This window comes from Bacillus sp. AG4(2022) (genome assembly GCF_031844465.1).
In the GTDB taxonomy this organism is placed as follows: domain Bacteria; phylum Bacillota; class Bacilli; order Bacillales; family Cytobacillaceae; genus Bacillus_AB; species Bacillus_AB infantis.
The window spans coordinates 124852-140481 of sequence record NZ_JAUZVH010000008.1 but is presented as its reverse complement, the minus strand read 5'-3'; the positions used below and the strand labels follow the sequence as shown (position 1 = coordinate 140481).

Below are 15630 nucleotides of genomic sequence, written 5' to 3'. Positions count from 1 at the left end.
GCGCTTTTGAGGAGCGCGCTGAGCAAATTCTTACTCTTCCAGATAACGTCCTAAAATCTCATCATATGTGCCGTTATCCTTTATCTTCTGGAGGCCGCTGTTGATTTTTTCAAGCAGCTCCTGGTTCTCGCCTTTCTTTACAGCGATACCGTATTGGTCGCCGGTCAGGCGGTCCCCGACGGTTTTCAGATCAAGGCCGCTTGTTTTAATGGCGTACGCGATAACCGGATAGTCTTCAATCAGCACGTCTGCGTTCCCGTTGGCCACTTCCTGGAACATGGACGGGCTGTCATTGAATTGGCGGACTTCTTTTATGCCGGCTTCCTCTTTAATTTCCTCGGCATGCTCCGCACCTGTTGTACCATTCTTAACGGCGACCACTTTCCCTTTTAAATCGTCTATACTGGTAATGTCGCTGTTATCTTCTGAAACAACAAGGGTCAGCCCGGCATCAAAATACGGGTCTGAAAAATCAACTTTTTCTTTGCGGTCATCTGTAATGCTCATGCCAGCAATAGCTACATCAAGCTGGTCAGCCAGGATGGCCGGGATGATGCCGCCAAAATCCATAGGCTTTAATTCAATCTCAAACCCTTCTTCCTCTGCAATGGCATTGATGATATCAATATCAATCCCTTTATACTCGCCGCCTTCTTCAAACTCAAACGGAGGATAGGTTGTATCGGTCCCAACCGTATAGGTTTTGCTTCCGTCGTCACCGGAGCTCCCTCCATCACCGCTGCTGTCTGCATCATCTGTGCCGCATGCAGCCAGGACCAGCATCACTAGCATCATAAAGCTGAATAATTGTATTTTTTTCATCTAACCCCTCCCAATCTATTGTCTGATAATTCGCTACATTGACAATGTTAGCAAATGTTTACAGGTAATTTCAAAGGAAAAGGCTTTCAGCAGGAGAGCTGGGTGGGTAATGTGTCCCGGTTTTGCGTTGTTATTGGACAGGGAGAAAGGCTTTGTGAGGCAGTTTATGTGTGGGGAAAAGGCAGGGGGAAAAGGTCCTGTACCTGCGTCTGTTATGCTATACTTGGAAAAAAACGGGAGAATACCTTCAGTAAGCTAGAGGGAGGCTGGGGTTTATATGCTGGGAAAAGAAGAATATCTTGAGTTCATTTCGGATGAATATCCAGACTTAAAAATAAAAAAGTTTCAAGCAAATGAAAAGGGCTGGGATAACGATATTGTGATCATTAATGAAAGTCTCGTCTTCAGGTTTCCGAAATCTGAAAATGTGATCTCAAAAGTAGAGGCGGAAGGAAAGCTCTTGCATCTGCTGAAAAAGAAACACCCCATCCTGCAGTTGCCGGATTATGAATATTTGTACCAGAATCAAATGTTAAGATGTGTCCGGTATGATTATCTCGAAGGCAGGATGCTAGGCGATATCAGCATGGACTCCTTCAAGAATAACAAGGAAAATGCAAGGCTGCTGGGCGATTTTCTAACTAAGCTGCACTCCATAGACCCTGCAGAGGCAGACACTATGAATCTGAAAACCCTTCATACATTGGAGTACTGGGAAGCCTTGCATTCATCTGTCAGGGAGGAAATTCTCCCTTATCTAAAAGACAGGGAAAAGGATCTGATTAATAGGATATTCAGGGATTTTCTTGAAGAATTCCCTGGCTATTCTATTAAAAAATCTATCATTCACGGTGATTTGACAGCTTCCAATATCATTTACAGCGAAAAGAAGGGCCGTATCAGCGCGGTCATTGATTTTACCGACGCCCAGCTTGGAGACCCGGCATTCGACTTTGCGGGCATTTACTGGGCTTATGGAGAAAACTTCACCAGGGAGGTCCTGTCCTGGTATCAGACGAATGAATCAGCAGATGCCCTCTTTAAAAGGGTTCAGAGCTTTTACGGGCTTCAGCCTATTTTTCATGAGCTCCTTTATGATGTACGGAATGGAAAGAAGCCGGACTGGAAAGCGGGACTGGGAAAGTTTGGAGCCTTAGTGTCATTGGTTTTATAAACAGCGTTGAACTCTTTAAGCGGTATGAATCTATCAAAAGGAGACCTCGATATGGAATTCAAAACGGATATTTTGCAGCTGCGGAAGGGCCCTTATGAAAACGGTGCAGCCTTGGGCAGGCACTTGTCAGGGAAGCCTATAGTGAATGTGTTTAAAAGTATCACAAAGGCTGCTATCAATATAGAGAAAATGGAGGGAATCCTTAAAGCTTATTCTCCTCATCTCCTGGATGAATTAAAAGGGATTGCTGACGGCTTGGAGATTCCTTATCATAAGGCAGCAGCACTTTTCAGCGGTTATGATGTGCCCAAGGTGGCTGCCATGGGCTGTACAGCGGTTATGACGAAAGACTTTTATGTGCGCAATTATGATTTCTCCCCAGAGTTCTATGACGGTATCTTCACTCTATCAGAGAATCTGCCGGCTCTTGCGTCAGCCGGCTACAATCTTCAGGCCATCGGCCGGCATGATGGGGTGAATGAAAAAGGGCTCGCGGCAGGGCTTCATTTTGTCAGTCACGATGGCTATCAGGAAGGGCTATCGGCATGGACAAGTGTGAGGATGGTGCTGGATACTTGCGCCACTGTGAGGGAGGCTGCTGAACTTCTGAAGGAAATTCCCCATGCAGCCTGCTATAATTTCTCCCTAGCTGACAGCTTTGGCAATCAGGGGGCAGTGGAGGCAAGCCCCGATAAGGTATTGATAAGACAAGGGCCGGAAGTGTTTCATTCCTGCGTCAACCATTTCAGGTCAAAAGAGATGGCAGGGAAGAATCGTGAGCATATTGATGGGTCGATCAAGCGAACCGGTTATCTCGATTTGGTCGGAAGTAAACAGCTTTCTTTCCAGCAAACCTTCGATCTGTTCAGGGACTCAGAGTCACCGCTGTTTTTTACAGACTATGAAGATCTCTTTGGAACACTGCACACGTTTGGCTACTCTTTTCAGGACTCTCAGATAGTTACTTCTCTCTGCCGTGGAGAAGATCCGCTGCAGATTAATCTAAAAAAGTGGCTTGCTGGGGAAGATCTTGAACAAACAGCAATGCAAGGGAAAATATGAGCCGGATTATTATTAGTCCGCATGCTCATTTACAACTAAAGGATAACATGAGATAATACAGAAAATTATGAAGGGGTGAAGTAAGTTTATGGAACCAACTAATTGCCAATATTAATTGATTTTAAAATTAATATGAATTTTGTATTGAGTGTTAAAATGCCTAATCTGATTAGGTCTATTTGTTATGCTCTTTATGGAATGATGGCAAATTAGAAGGAAACTTACTTTACTCACCGGGTTTATAATTTACGGGATCAGTCCGGCAGCTCTAGGCTGCTCCAGAGGCTGAAATGGGCTTATTTTGTGATGGGCGCATTTCAGGCTTCACTGGCGATAAATTATAGAAGCATCCAGGCTGCAGGAAGGGATATCTTCTTGCAGCCTTTTTATATGCGGGAAAATTCAATAGTTGGAAGATCTTCTTTGCCTTGTCCATAAAAGTGTAGCAGCCAATATGGATGAAAGAAGGAATAAAAGATGCTCGAATTAAAATTGAACGGAATCAAAAAATATATGGAAGCCACACTGATCATGAGGAATGTATCAATTGAAGCCTTTGAAGGGGAGAAGATTGGGATTGTCGGGGCCAATGGCTGCGGAAAGAGCACCATCCTGAAGCTGATCGCGGGGATTGAAAAGATGCATTATTATCCGGGTTATCCGCAGACATCCAGTCCCGGCTATGATGAGGGCCTGATTCATTTTCCAAGAGGGGCGAGCAAGGCATATCTGGAACAGTCGCCGGTTTTTCCGCCGGGCTTGACTGTGAACGATGTACTGAATCTTGCTTTCGAAGAAATCGATGAAATTGAAGCACGCATGCGTGAACTGGAGGAGCAGATGAAGGTGCTCACAGATAAGGAGCTTGAAAAAGCCTTGAACCAATACAGCGATCTGGTTATGCAGCTTGAGGCGAAGGGCGGCTACGAGCGGGAAGAGAAGCTGGGCAAGGTGTGCACCGGACTTAAGTTCAGCGAAAGCTTTTTGAACACAAATTTTGATCTTTTGAGCGGCGGGGAAAAAACGACCGTTGTGCTCGGCAAGCTGCTGATCCATAATCCTGACATCCTGCTGCTGGATGAACCGACGAATCATCTTGATATGGAAGCGATCGAGTGGCTGGAAAGTTATCTGAAAAGCTGCAGGGGCATTGTCCTGATCGTCTCGCATGACCGGTATTTCCTTGACCGCACCGTGACGAAGATAGTCGAGATTGAGGATATGGAATCCATCACTTACAAAGGCAATTATTCTTCTTTTATCAGCCAGAAGGAAGAGAATATGCGGATTCAATATGAGCATTTTCGTGAGCAGCAGAAAAAAATCAACGGCATGGAAAAGACGGTGTCCGACCTGCGCGAATGGGCGATGAGAGCGGATAACAATAAATTCTTCCGGCGGGCAGCGAGCATTCAGAAGAAGCTTGATAAAATGGATATCATTGAAAAGCCTGTCTTCAAACGGAGAAATATGAGGCTGGATATTAAAGCCGCCCAGCGTTCAGGCAAAGAAGTCATCAAAGCTGACGGGCTGTGCAAAAGCTTTAATGATAAGGTTATTTTTAAAAACAGCGTCCTTTTGGTCCAATATGGAGAAAGAGTCGGTCTGCTTGGCTCAAATGGCAGCGGCAAAACCACTTTCCTGAAAATGCTCCTCGGCGAGGTGCTGCCAGATGGAGGCACAGTAGAGCTCGGCGCCAATGTGCAGGCAGCCTATCTGCCGCAGAAAATCGTATTCAATGATGAAGAGCTGACCGTACTCGAGGCCTTCCGGGAGGACATTTCCATTGTGGAAGGAAAGGCCCGCGAGTATTTGGCTAAGTTCATGTTTTATAAAAAAAGTGTCTTCACGAAGGTGAAGCAGCTGTCAGGCGGCGAAAGAATCAGGCTGAAGCTGGCGATGCTATTATACCAGGATATCAATCTGCTGATCCTGGATGAGCCGACCAACCATCTGGATATCCCATCGATCGAAACACTGGAAGCTGCCTTGGAAGACTTTGAAGGAACGATCTTCTTCATCTCACATGACCGTTATTTTATCAACAGAATCAGCGAAAGAGTGGTTGCAGTAGAAGATTATTCGCTGAAAAACTACCCAGGCAACTATGATTCCTATAAAATGATAAAGGAACAAAAAGCCGTCCAGGTGATGCCAGTGCCTGAGGAGAAAAAGAAGAATCAGCATTCTTATGCAAAACAGGACACGTCAGCTGAGAAGGCTGAAGCAAGAATACAGCGGCTTGAGCAGGAATTAAAGGAAATTGATGCCTTCATGGCAGAGGCCGGAAGTGATTATGACAGGCTCAATCTGCTGTATGGCAGGAAAGAGAAATTAAATAAAGAACTGGAGGAAGCCATCGGGCTTTGGCTGGGATGAGAGTTCCTCCGGTTCATCAATAAATTGGGACAGTGTGCCTGTCCCGGTATTACAGGAGTGTGTTAACGTGGATAATAATGATATTTTGATTCGGTGCAGGTATGCAATGGATATTAAGAATAACGATGTAGTGGAGATTTTCAAGCTGGGCGGAATGGAATTTACGCGGGAAGAAGTGCTGCTGATTCTGACGAAATCGCCTGATTTGGAGGATGATGCGGCTCCAGTGGCAACAGATAGGCATATTCCGTGCACAGATGACATGCTGGAAACGTTTTTGAATGGATATATTGTTTTTAAGCGCGGCCCGCAGCAGCCAAGGCCAGGTGAGCCGGAAGCGCCGCAGGTCAGGCTGTCTGACAATGAACATCCTAATAATCTATTGCTGAAAAAGCTGAAAATAGCATTGTCCCTGACAAGTGAAGATATGCTCGATGTATTCAAGCTGGCAGGGCTCACAGTGACTAAAGGCGAGCTTGGCGCTTTTCTCAGGAAAAAAGGCCATAAAAACTATAAAGAATGCGGAGACAATTTTGCCCGTAATTTCTTAAAAGGATTAACGGTTAAATATAGAGGAGAATGACAGGATCATGCTGCACACATTTCAAGGGGAGACGATCAGTTTTCAGATTGTCCATAAAAACAGGAAGTCGGCCGGGATTTATATCGATGGTCTTGGCCATATTGAAATCCGGGTCCCTAAAGGCACAAAGGATGAAAGTGTGCTGAAGCTGGTGGAGGAGAGATGGGATTGGATCCTGGAGAATACCCAGGAAATGAAGGACCGGCTGGAGGGCCCAAAGGAACGGAGCTATGACCGGGATGAGAAGTTCCTCTATCTGGGGAAATCTTATCCTATTGAAGTGACCATGGATGCCGGGGTTGAGCAGGATTATGCTGCAGTGGACGGAGATAAGCTGCGCATTTTTGTGAAGCAGCCGGGGGATGAACAGATCCAGCAGGCTCTGAAGCGGTTTTACTATCAGCAGTGCAAAGCGCTTGTTGAAAAAAACATTCAGACCAATCAGCAGCATTTCAAAATGAAGCCGCAATCTATTCGCATCTCCGACAGCCCTACTACATGGGGAACCTGCGACTCCAACCGCCGGCTTACGTTCAACTGGAAGCTGGCCATGGCTCCGCCGAAGGTGATTGAATATGTGGTGATCCATGAAATGTGCCATATGATGCATATGAATCATGACCGCTCCTTTTGGCGCCTCGTCGGGAAGCTGATGCCGGATTATAAAGAGCAGGAAAGATGGCTGGCTCTTTCAAGCTGGCAGATGACGGTTTGAGCGGAGTTTGGGGGACACCAGCCTGGGGGCTGGTGTTTTTTTGAGTTGGCGGGGAGGGTGATTTTGGGCTAGTTGCTAATAAAAAGTGAAAGTTGCTAATATATCTGGAAAGTTGCTAATAAAAAGCAAAAGTTGCTAATATAATCCAAAAGTTGCTAATATATCGGAAAAGTTGCTAATAAACATTATCCAGCCCGCAAACATACCCTCTATTTGGGAGTGAGAATGTAAAATTCCTGCCGGCAGGCGCTTTGTAAAGCTAAATTCACCAAATATCATCTGCTCAAAGCACATTTTCCCGGTCCGAAACCTGAATCCATCCAAATACTTCACCCCAAACCCACACAAAAAAAGCTGCCCTCCAGCGCAATAAGCACATCGGGCAGCTTTTTCAAATGATCAGCTGTCTAAAAAGTCGTCTTCCATATAGCTCGGGTTCGGGTATTTATAAAATCCTTCACCTGTTTCTCTTCCAAGCTTGCCTTTGTCGATATAATCTCTCTTCAGCATTTCAGCCAGTTTGGCGGATTCTGCCATGCCGGCCTGGCCTTTGCCGTTTGCGATATTGTAGGCAGTTGTGATGCCGACGATATCGAGTATGGCGAATGGGCCTTTTGGCGCTCCGGTTGCGATCATCCAGGTTTTGTCGATGGTTTCCGGATCGGCAACGCCGTTCAAGAGCAGCTTCTGGCCTGCTTCCAGGAATGGAACAAGCAGTGAATTCAGGATATAGCCCGGCTGTTCTTTGTGCACAGGAAGGGCTACCATGCCGATTGCTTTCGCAAACTCGATGACATCATCGAATACTTCCTTGCTTGTGCCGGGATGCCCCATTACTTCTGCTGTATTGTTTGTCCAGATTTCATTCGCAAAGTGCAGTGCCAGGAAATGTTCCGGACGGCCTGTCGCGTCAGCAAACTGGCTTGGCAATAGAGTAGATGAATTAGTGGCAAAGATGGTTTTCTCAGGTGCCACAGACCCGAGCTTTGTATAAAAATCAATCTTGATCTGCACCACTTCTGGAACAGCCTCGATTACGAGGTCGGCATCAGCAACAGCTGCAGCCAGGTCACTGTGGAAGGAGATGCGCTCATAGGCTGAATTTACTTCTTCTTCACTGGCCCCAAGGTCCTCCTGATAGCGCGGCTTCAGCTTCCCGATTCTATCTTTTGCACGGTCAAGTGCCTCGTCGTTAATGTCATATACAGATACATTGAACCCTTTAAATGCAGTTTGGAATGCGATCTGGCTTCCAAGCACTCCGCTTCCGGCAACGGTTACATTCTTGTAATTCATAGAAAAAACACCCTTTCTATTTGAATCATTCATAGTTTTATTACCACTTTTATTATAAACCTAAGCTGAGAAATTATAGAAGTATAATGCTTGGGTAATAAGGACTATATGACCATTTGAAAAATGATGATATACAAAAGTCCCTAACAGTTTTGAGCCATTAAAATCATCTCTCCGTTCCTCCCGTGCATTCCGCGCGTCAACTCAAAAAGGAAAGGGTATAATAAAATTATCGACTGCAAACAGGATTTTTATGTCAAAAACGTAAAGGGGATAAAATGACAAACAGCAATAGAACAGGATGGAAGCTGGAGAACAGCTATGCACGCCTGCCGAAAATGTTTTTTACAAGCCAGGATCCGAATCCTGTGGAGGCGCCGGAGCTGGCAATTCTGAATGGCCCTTTGGCCGCTTCACTCGGACTGGATGCTGAGCAGCTTCAGAAGGGTGAAAGCATTAGCGTGCTGGCCGGGAACGAAATGCCTGAAGGAGCAGCGCCGCTTGCACAGGCATATGCAGGGCATCAGTTTGGACATTTCAATATGCTTGGGGACGGCCGAGCGCTCTTGATCGGCGAGCAGATCACCCCGGAAGGCGAACGGTTTGATATCCAGCTGAAGGGCTCGGGGCGGACCCCTTATTCCCGCGGCGGAGACGGCCGGGCGGCACTCGGCCCGATGCTGCGCGAGTATATCATAAGCGAAGCGATGCACAGCCTCGGGATCCCGACGACCAGGAGCCTTGCCGTTGTAACGACAGGTGAAATGATCCGGAGGGAGACCATGCTGCCGGGGGCCATTTTAACGAGGGTAGCTGACAGCCATCTCCGAGTCGGGACCTTCCAATTCGCGGCTCAATTCGGGGAAAAGGAAGATGTAAAAGCTCTCGCGGACTATGCCATCAGCCGCCACTACCCGGAAATAGAGGGAGGGGAAGAGCCTTATCTGGCACTCCTGAAGGCGGTCATCAGGCGGCAGGCTTCATTAATCGCCAAATGGCAGCTGGCCGGGTTCATCCATGGGGTTATGAATACCGATAATATGACGATCAGCGGCGAGACGATCGACTACGGCCCATGTGCTTTTATGGATACCTACAATCCTGAAACAGTCTTCAGCTCCATTGATGTGCAGGGACGCTATGCCTACGGAAATCAGCCGTACATGGCCGGCTGGAATCTTGCCCGATTGGCGGAGAGCCTCCTGGTCCTGCTGCATGATGATCAGGACCAGGCTGTTGAGATTGCCCAGAAGGAAATTTCCGGTTTTATGGACATTTACCAGGGCAACTGGCTGGAAGGTATGGGAGCCAAACTCGGGATCTTCTCTATTGAAAAAGAAGACAAAGCGCTCGTCGATGAACTCCTTTCCCTAATGAAGGAGCACCAGGCTGATTATACGAACACATTCAGGGCCTTAACGATCGGCAGGGAAACAGCCTTAGAGGGCAAGCCGGGGTTTTCCGAGTGGCATGATAAATGGAAGTCCCGTCTGGAAAAACAGGATAAGACATCTGAAGACAGCAAAACGCTGATGCAAAACAGCAACCCGGCAGTGATCCCAAGGAACCATAGAGTGGAAGAGGCCCTTGAGGCGGCTGCTGAAGGAGACTACAGTGTGATGGGCAGGCTCCTGAATGTGCTGGCAAAGCCATATGCCCATTCGGAGGCTGAAGAGGAATATTGCACCGGTCCCGATGATGAAGGCAATGGCTATGTAACTTATTGCGGAACCTGATCAGCAGGAGCGTGCCCCGATCATGGGGCATGGCTCTTTTTTTGAAAAAAAATCCAAAGGGAGAGTGTGAAAATGGATTCAGCCATTGTAAAAACAAAGCAGGGACCAGTAAGGGGGACGGAGGGACATACTGCCACAGTGTGGAAAGGCATTCCTTTTGCCAAGAAACCGGTCGGCGATCTGCGCTTTCAGCCTCCAGAGCCGCCTGAAGCGTGGGAAGGAACTTTTGAGGCAAATGAATTTGGCCCTGTTTGCACGCAAAATAAAGATATAGCAGCCATGCTTGGCGCGCCGGCTGAAAACATGTCAGAGGACTGCCTGTATTTGAATATATGGGCACCGGCTGGTCCAAGGGAAGGGCTGCCGGTTATGGTATGGATTCACGGCGGCGCCTTCAGGGCAGGTGCGGGGAGCAGTCCGCTCTATGATGGAGCAAGTATGGCGGAAAACGGCGGGGTCATTGTTGTAACGATCAATTACAGGCTCGGCGCCTTCGGCTTCCTGCACCTTGCCGGACTGGACAGCAGTTATAGTGCGAACCTTGGATTGCTTGACCAGATTGCGGCATTAAAATGGGTCCGGGAAAACATTGAAGCGTTCGGCGGCGATCCTGAACAGGTGACGGTGTTCGGGGAGTCGGCAGGGGCAATGAGCATCGCCTCTTTATTGGCCATGCCTGCTGCAAAGGGACTGTTTCAGAAGGCCATCCTGGAAAGCGGGGCATCGCAGATCATCCCGCCGGAGCAGGCTTCCATGATAGCTAAAGCGGTGCTGCAGCAGCTTGGCATTGATGAGGGGAACATGGATAAATTAAAGGAAGTGCCAGCGGAGGATATTTTGAAGGCTGCCGAACGGGTCACCGCGGGTCAGGGACCGGGTATGATCTTCCAGCCGACAGTTGATGCTGAGACACTGCCGGTTCCTCCGCTGCAGGCAATTACCGGAGGAGCAGCAGAAGGGATCCCTATCATGATCGGGACCAATCATGATGAAGGGGCATTTTTCTTCAGGCCGGGTTCAGCCCCGATGCCTGGTCCGGCAAGAGATGAAGCGATGGCCAAGCTGATTGGTCCGGAAGCGGCGGAAAAGGTAAAAGAGCACTACCCGGCAACAATTGAAGGGGAATCCCAGTTCATGACCGATTTTGTTTTCTGGAAGCCTGCGATTGAATATGCTTCCGGGCAGGCAAAGCATGCTTCTGTCTGGATGTACCGGTTTGATTGGCATATTCCCGGTCATCCGCATGTCGGCAAGGCAGCACATGGACTTGAGATTGCGTTTGTTTTTTCAAATCTTTTCTACTTTAGCCGGCTTGGCGTCAAAGTGGATGAAACCATACAAAGACTTTCCCGGCGCATGCAGACAGCCTGGATCTCATTTGCCAAAGCGGGCAATCCGAATGCAGGAGATGAAATGAATTGGCCGGCATACCAGCCGCTGGACCGCTATACTTATATTTTTGACAGTGAAAGCCGGGTTGAAGCTGACCCTTACAAAGAAAAGCGTGAGCTGATCACAGGACGGGGATAATGGCCGGGTTAGTTGTCCCGCTTCGTCAACAGGCGGGGACAGTAAACCTGGCACCTCCGTCCTTTAGGAGGTGCGAAATGAAGTTTCTGGATGGAGCTTTGGCTCAGGAGATCGTGGATCGGACGATGCAGATCATCGGCCGGAATATTAATGTAATGAATGAAAAAGGTGTGATCATCGGTTCCGGTGATAAGGGGAGGATCCAGTCTGTCCATGAAGGGGCGGTCCAGGTGATCGGGGCTGGCCGCGGGTTTGAAATTACTGAAGCAGAGGCCGGGCGGCTGAACGGCGCCAGGGCAGGGATCAATCTTCCGATCACCTTCCAGGATCGTATCATCGGCGTAATCGGTATCACGGGGGAGCCGGAAGAAATCAGAAGCTACGGAGAGCTTGTCAGAATGGCGGCCGAAATGATTCTTCAGCAGGCTGTTTTGATGGATGAAATGCAGTGGGATGAAAGACTGAAAGAAGAGCTGACAAGCCAGCTGCTGTCCGGGATTGAAAATCTGGACTCGCTCTATTTTGAAAGAGCGGACCGCCTCGGAATTGACTTGGAAATCCCGAGGACGGCAATCGTCATTGCAGCCGATGAGCAGACCAAAAGCTATAAATGGATCCGCGGCAGGCTGGAAAAGGATGATTTGTATGTGATGAACCCTGAGTTTATCGTCCTGCTCAAAAAGGTGATCATAAAAGGAGAAAACTGGGATCACGGCCAAACTATGAACCAGGTGGAGGATTGGCTTTCAGGGCTTGCAGGCAGCCAGGGGCTGTCATGCCAGGCGGCCATCGGCCAGTATCATCCCGGTTTGGAGGGAATCTCCAGCTCTTACCGGGAGGCTGTACATACGCTGGAGGCGGGAAGGAAGATTGACCCGCACCAGGCACTTTATTACTATGAAGATTATAAGCTGCCAGTCTTCGTTGCCAGGGCAGCAGAGCTCGGAATAGCAGGAGCGTTCCAGCACCATGCCGTAAACTTAAATCAGCATGACAAAAAAGGCGAGCTGCTGGAGACTTTGAGGATGTATATTGAAGAAAATGGGGACAGCAGCTCTGCGGCAAGCCGCCTTTATATACACCGCAACACCTTGAGATACCGCCTGGAGCGGATCAGGGAGCTGACCGGAAAAGATCCGCGCTCCATAAAGGATCTGCTGGAACTCTATTTATCTCTCTTGCAGAATCAGCTTATATAAATTATGCAAATGCACAAAAAGGTCCGGAATTACCGGGCCTTTATTTTACGATGTGAACAATGTAAACCTTTACGCAAACGCTTACAATAGAGGTAACATCTTTTGAGGGAGGAATCATCTTGGAAGCTACCATTCAAGTAAGCGCTTTAGGGGCAATTGCCGCTTTAGCCGTTGCCATCATATTAATTCTGAAAAAAGTTTCCCCGGCCTATGGCATGGTTGCCGGCGCCTTAATCGGCGGCCTCATCGGCGGGGTAAATATCACCGATACCGTCACTTTAATGATGGAGGGTGCTAAAGGCATCATCCCGGCTGTTTTAAGGATTTTGGCTGCCGGCGTCCTGGCCGGTGTGCTGATCGAATCGGGCGCTGCATCCGTCATTGCAGAAACGATTGTGAAAAAGCTCGGTGAAACGAGGGCTCTGCTTGCATTGGCGGCGGCCACGATGATTCTTACAGCGGTAGGCGTGTTTGTCGATGTGGCAGTCATCACGGTTGCACCGATCGCCCTGGCCATTGCGCAAAGAGCAGCTATCAGCAAAACGGCGATATTGCTCGCCATGATCGGCGGAGGCAAGGCCGGCAATATTATGTCGCCGAACCCGAATGCCATTGCAGCATCAGATGCATTCAATATCCCGCTGACCAGCATTATGGCAGCCGGGATCATTCCAGCCGTATTCGGCCTGGGGATGACCTATTTCATCGCGAGAAAGCTTGTGAATAAAGGGACTGCCATTTCTGCAAGCGAAGTTGCCCCGCACAAGGGAGGCGCGCTTCCGCCGTTTTGGGCCGCGCTGATCGGACCTGTCGTTACGATCATTTTACTGGCATTGAGGCCATTATTTGATATCAGCATCGATCCGATGATTGCCCTGCCGCTTGGAGGGATTGCGGGAGCGATTGTGATGGGCAAAGCAAGGAAGATCAATGATTTTGCCGTCTCAGGACTCGGAAAAATGACAGGCGTCGCCATCATGCTGCTTGGAACAGGCACATTGGCGGGAATCATCGCCAATTCAGGGCTGAAGGATGTTCTTATAAATGGACTTGAGGCCGTCGGTCTGCCAGGGTATGTGCTTGCACCTGCATCCGGGATCTTCATGTCGGCTGCCACCGCTTCGACAACCGCAGGTACGGCTGTAGCAAGCCAGGTATTCAGTTCAACGATCCTGGAAATGGGTGTCAGTGCTTTAGCGGGCGCAGCCATGGTCCATGCGGGGGCTACAGTCCTTGATCATCTGCCGCACGGAAGCTTTTTCCACGCAACAGGCGGAAGCGTCAATATGGAAATTAAAGAACGTTTGAAGGTCATGCCGTATGAATCACTGGTCGGCCTAACGATGGCGGTTGTATCTACTCTCATTTACGGTGTATTTCAGGTGTTCGGATAGAATTCAATAAACAGGAGTGATAGAAATGAAGATTGTGATTGCACCAGATTCCTATAAAGAGAGCTTGTCGGCCATGGAGGCCGCTGACTGTATCGAAAAAGGCTTCAAGCGGATCATTCCTGATGCTGAATATGTGAAAGTGCCGATGGCTGATGGAGGGGAAGGTACGGTCCAGTCGCTGGTCGATGCAACTGCCGGCAGCATCATCCCGGCAATGGTGACAGGCCCGCTGGGGGAGCCTGTTGAAGCCTTCTTCGGCCTTTTGGGAGATAAGAAAACCGCTGTCATTGAGATGGCGGCAGCATCCGGCATCCATCTTGTGCCGCCAGGAAAAAGAAACCCGCTAGTGACAACTACAAAAGGGACCGGCGAATTAATCAAGGCTGCACTTGATCTCGAAGTCAGCCATATCATCATCGGCATCGGCGGCAGCGCGACGAATGACGGAGGGGCCGGGATGGCACAGGCACTTGGCGCCCGTTTGGTCGATGCAGAAGGGCGGGAAATCGGCGGGGGCGGGGGAGCGCTCTCAAGCCTCTCATCGATTGATCTTTCACAGCTCGATGAGAGGCTTGCAGGTGTAAAGATTGAGGTCGCATGTGATGTCGACAACCCGCTGACAGGGGAAAAAGGGGCTTCCGCCATTTTCGGTCCGCAAAAAGGAGCCGATTCTCAAATGGTGGGACTGCTGGATCATAACCTGGCACATTATGCGAGCGTTATTGAACAGGATCTTGGGAAAAGAATCAAGGATGTGCCTGGATCCGGAGCGGCTGGCGGCCTTGGCGGCGGACTGCTGGCTTTCCTTCCGGCTGAACTGAAGCGGGGAGTCGATATTGTCATTGCAGCTGCCGGGCTGGAGCAGATCGTGGCAGATGCTGATCTTGTCATCACAGGTGAAGGCAGGATCGATGGACAGACGATTTTTGGAAAAACCCCGATCGGTGTTGCCAAATCCGCCAAAAAATCGGGAGTTCCGGTGATCGGGCTGGCCGGCAGCATTTCCAGGGACTGTGATATTGTACAAGAGCATGGGATTGACGCAGTCTTCAGCATCGTCCCGGGAGCAGTCTCCCTGGAGGACGCATTTCGGAACGCAGCAGTATATGCAGAACAGGCAGCAGCCAATGTTGCGGCGGTCTGGAAGATGGGACGGCAAGGCAAGCAATAGCTTTCATATAAAAAAGCGCCATGATTTTATAAATACAGGCGCTTTTTATTGTGTTTCTAAAGAAATCCTTACGTTTTTTCCTCAATCCATCCGTAGCGGCCTCTTAGCACATTCCTTCACAGACTCTCGTTTTCCATTTAATCACGGTAATTTTGGTGCCCGTTTCATTGCTGGAATCTATACAGAACTCATCCATCATCCTTTTGACAGCAGGCAGACATGCCCCAAGCCCACTGCTGCTGGAATAGCCCTGCTTCAGTGCCTTTGGAATGTCAGCGATTCCTGGGCCGCAATCAGTGGCAGTAAGCCGCAGCCCAATCTGATCGCCTGCGGAAATACTGTCAAATTGAATCTGCCCCCTGCCGGCATACCGGTAGATGTTCCTGGCAAGCTCAGAAATGGCGGTCAGAATTCTTGCCTGGTCAATTGGATTGAAGTGCAGGGATTGGGCAAGCTCTCTGCCCCTTTTCCTGGCCAGGATGATGTCATTCTCCTTTATAATTTGAACCACTGCAGATTTCTCCATGTCTGGCAAACCCCTTACTGCCATTTCACGCTCTGGCATTTGT

The 15630-nt window shown here is 48.9% G+C and carries 13 protein-coding genes; 10 read left to right on the top strand and 3 right to left on the bottom strand.

Features of this window, described 5'->3' with window-relative positions:
* Positions 1-30: 30 nt before the first annotated feature.
* A complete protein-coding gene (locus Q9R36_RS20590) occupies positions 31-822 on the bottom strand; it encodes a transporter substrate-binding domain-containing protein (protein ID WP_094768812.1) in 792 nt (263 codons plus the stop codon).
* Positions 823-1099: 277 nt separating this feature from the next.
* On the opposite strand from Q9R36_RS20590, the gene Q9R36_RS20585 reads away from it, so the two are divergent.
* The 5 genes from Q9R36_RS20585 (at position 1100) to Q9R36_RS20565 (ending at position 6735) form a co-directional block, all read left to right on the top strand.
* The gene (locus Q9R36_RS20585; RefSeq protein WP_094768813.1) at positions 1100-1996 is read left to right on the top strand and encodes an aminoglycoside phosphotransferase family protein; all 897 of its coding nucleotides are present in this window, start codon (positions 1100-1102) and stop codon (positions 1994-1996) included.
* A gap of 51 nt (positions 1997-2047) precedes the next feature.
* The gene (locus tag Q9R36_RS20580; protein ID WP_248138959.1) at positions 2048-3058 is read left to right on the top strand and encodes a C45 family autoproteolytic acyltransferase/hydrolase; all 1011 of its coding nucleotides are present in this window, start codon (positions 2048-2050) and stop codon (positions 3056-3058) included.
* Positions 3059-3535: 477 nt separating this feature from the next.
* Positions 3536-5437, top strand: coding sequence for a ribosomal protection-like ABC-F family protein (gene abc-f / locus Q9R36_RS20575; protein ID WP_253616436.1), 1902 nt, complete (start codon positions 3536-3538; stop codon positions 5435-5437).
* A gap of 67 nt (positions 5438-5504) precedes the next feature.
* Entirely contained in the window at positions 5505-6020 is a 516-nt protein-coding gene (locus Q9R36_RS20570; RefSeq protein ID WP_094768816.1) for a YehS family protein, read from the top strand.
* A 7-nt stretch (positions 6021-6027) separates the two neighbouring features.
* On the top strand, positions 6028-6735 hold the full coding sequence (locus tag Q9R36_RS20565; RefSeq protein ID WP_253616437.1) for a M48 family metallopeptidase: 708 nt from the start codon (positions 6028-6030) through the stop codon (positions 6733-6735).
* A 399-nt stretch (positions 6736-7134) separates the two neighbouring features.
* Here the strand turns inward: Q9R36_RS20565 and Q9R36_RS20560 are convergent, their stop codons facing one another.
* Positions 7135-8031, bottom strand: a complete 897-nt coding sequence (locus Q9R36_RS20560) for a 3-hydroxyacyl-CoA dehydrogenase (protein ID WP_311225798.1) — start codon at positions 8029-8031, stop codon at positions 7135-7137.
* Between the two features lie 278 nt (positions 8032-8309).
* On the opposite strand from Q9R36_RS20560, the gene Q9R36_RS20555 reads away from it, so the two are divergent.
* The 5 genes from Q9R36_RS20555 (at position 8310) to Q9R36_RS20535 (ending at position 15061) form a co-directional block, all read left to right on the top strand.
* Complete coding sequence (locus Q9R36_RS20555; RefSeq protein ID WP_311225797.1) at positions 8310-9767, top strand: protein adenylyltransferase SelO; 1458 nt, start codon at positions 8310-8312, stop codon at positions 9765-9767.
* Positions 9768-9839: 72 nt separating this feature from the next.
* Complete coding sequence (locus Q9R36_RS20550; protein ID WP_311225796.1) at positions 9840-11297, top strand: carboxylesterase/lipase family protein; 1458 nt, start codon at positions 9840-9842, stop codon at positions 11295-11297.
* Positions 11298-11374: 77 nt separating this feature from the next.
* Positions 11375-12496: a sugar diacid recognition domain-containing protein gene (locus Q9R36_RS20545; protein ID WP_253616440.1), complete on the top strand. Its 1122-nt coding sequence runs from the start codon at positions 11375-11377 to the stop codon at positions 12494-12496.
* Between the two features lie 119 nt (positions 12497-12615).
* Complete coding sequence (locus Q9R36_RS20540) at positions 12616-13890, top strand: GntP family permease (RefSeq protein WP_311225795.1); 1275 nt, start codon at positions 12616-12618, stop codon at positions 13888-13890.
* 25 nt (positions 13891-13915) lie between these two features.
* The gene (locus tag Q9R36_RS20535; RefSeq protein WP_257989883.1) at positions 13916-15061 is read left to right on the top strand and encodes a glycerate kinase; all 1146 of its coding nucleotides are present in this window, start codon (positions 13916-13918) and stop codon (positions 15059-15061) included.
* 103 nt (positions 15062-15164) lie between these two features.
* Here Q9R36_RS20535 and Q9R36_RS20530 read toward each other — a convergent pair whose 3' ends face one another.
* Complete coding sequence (locus Q9R36_RS20530) at positions 15165-15587, bottom strand: anti-sigma regulatory factor (protein ID WP_311225794.1); 423 nt, start codon at positions 15585-15587, stop codon at positions 15165-15167.
* Between the last annotated feature and the right edge of the window lie 43 nt (positions 15588-15630).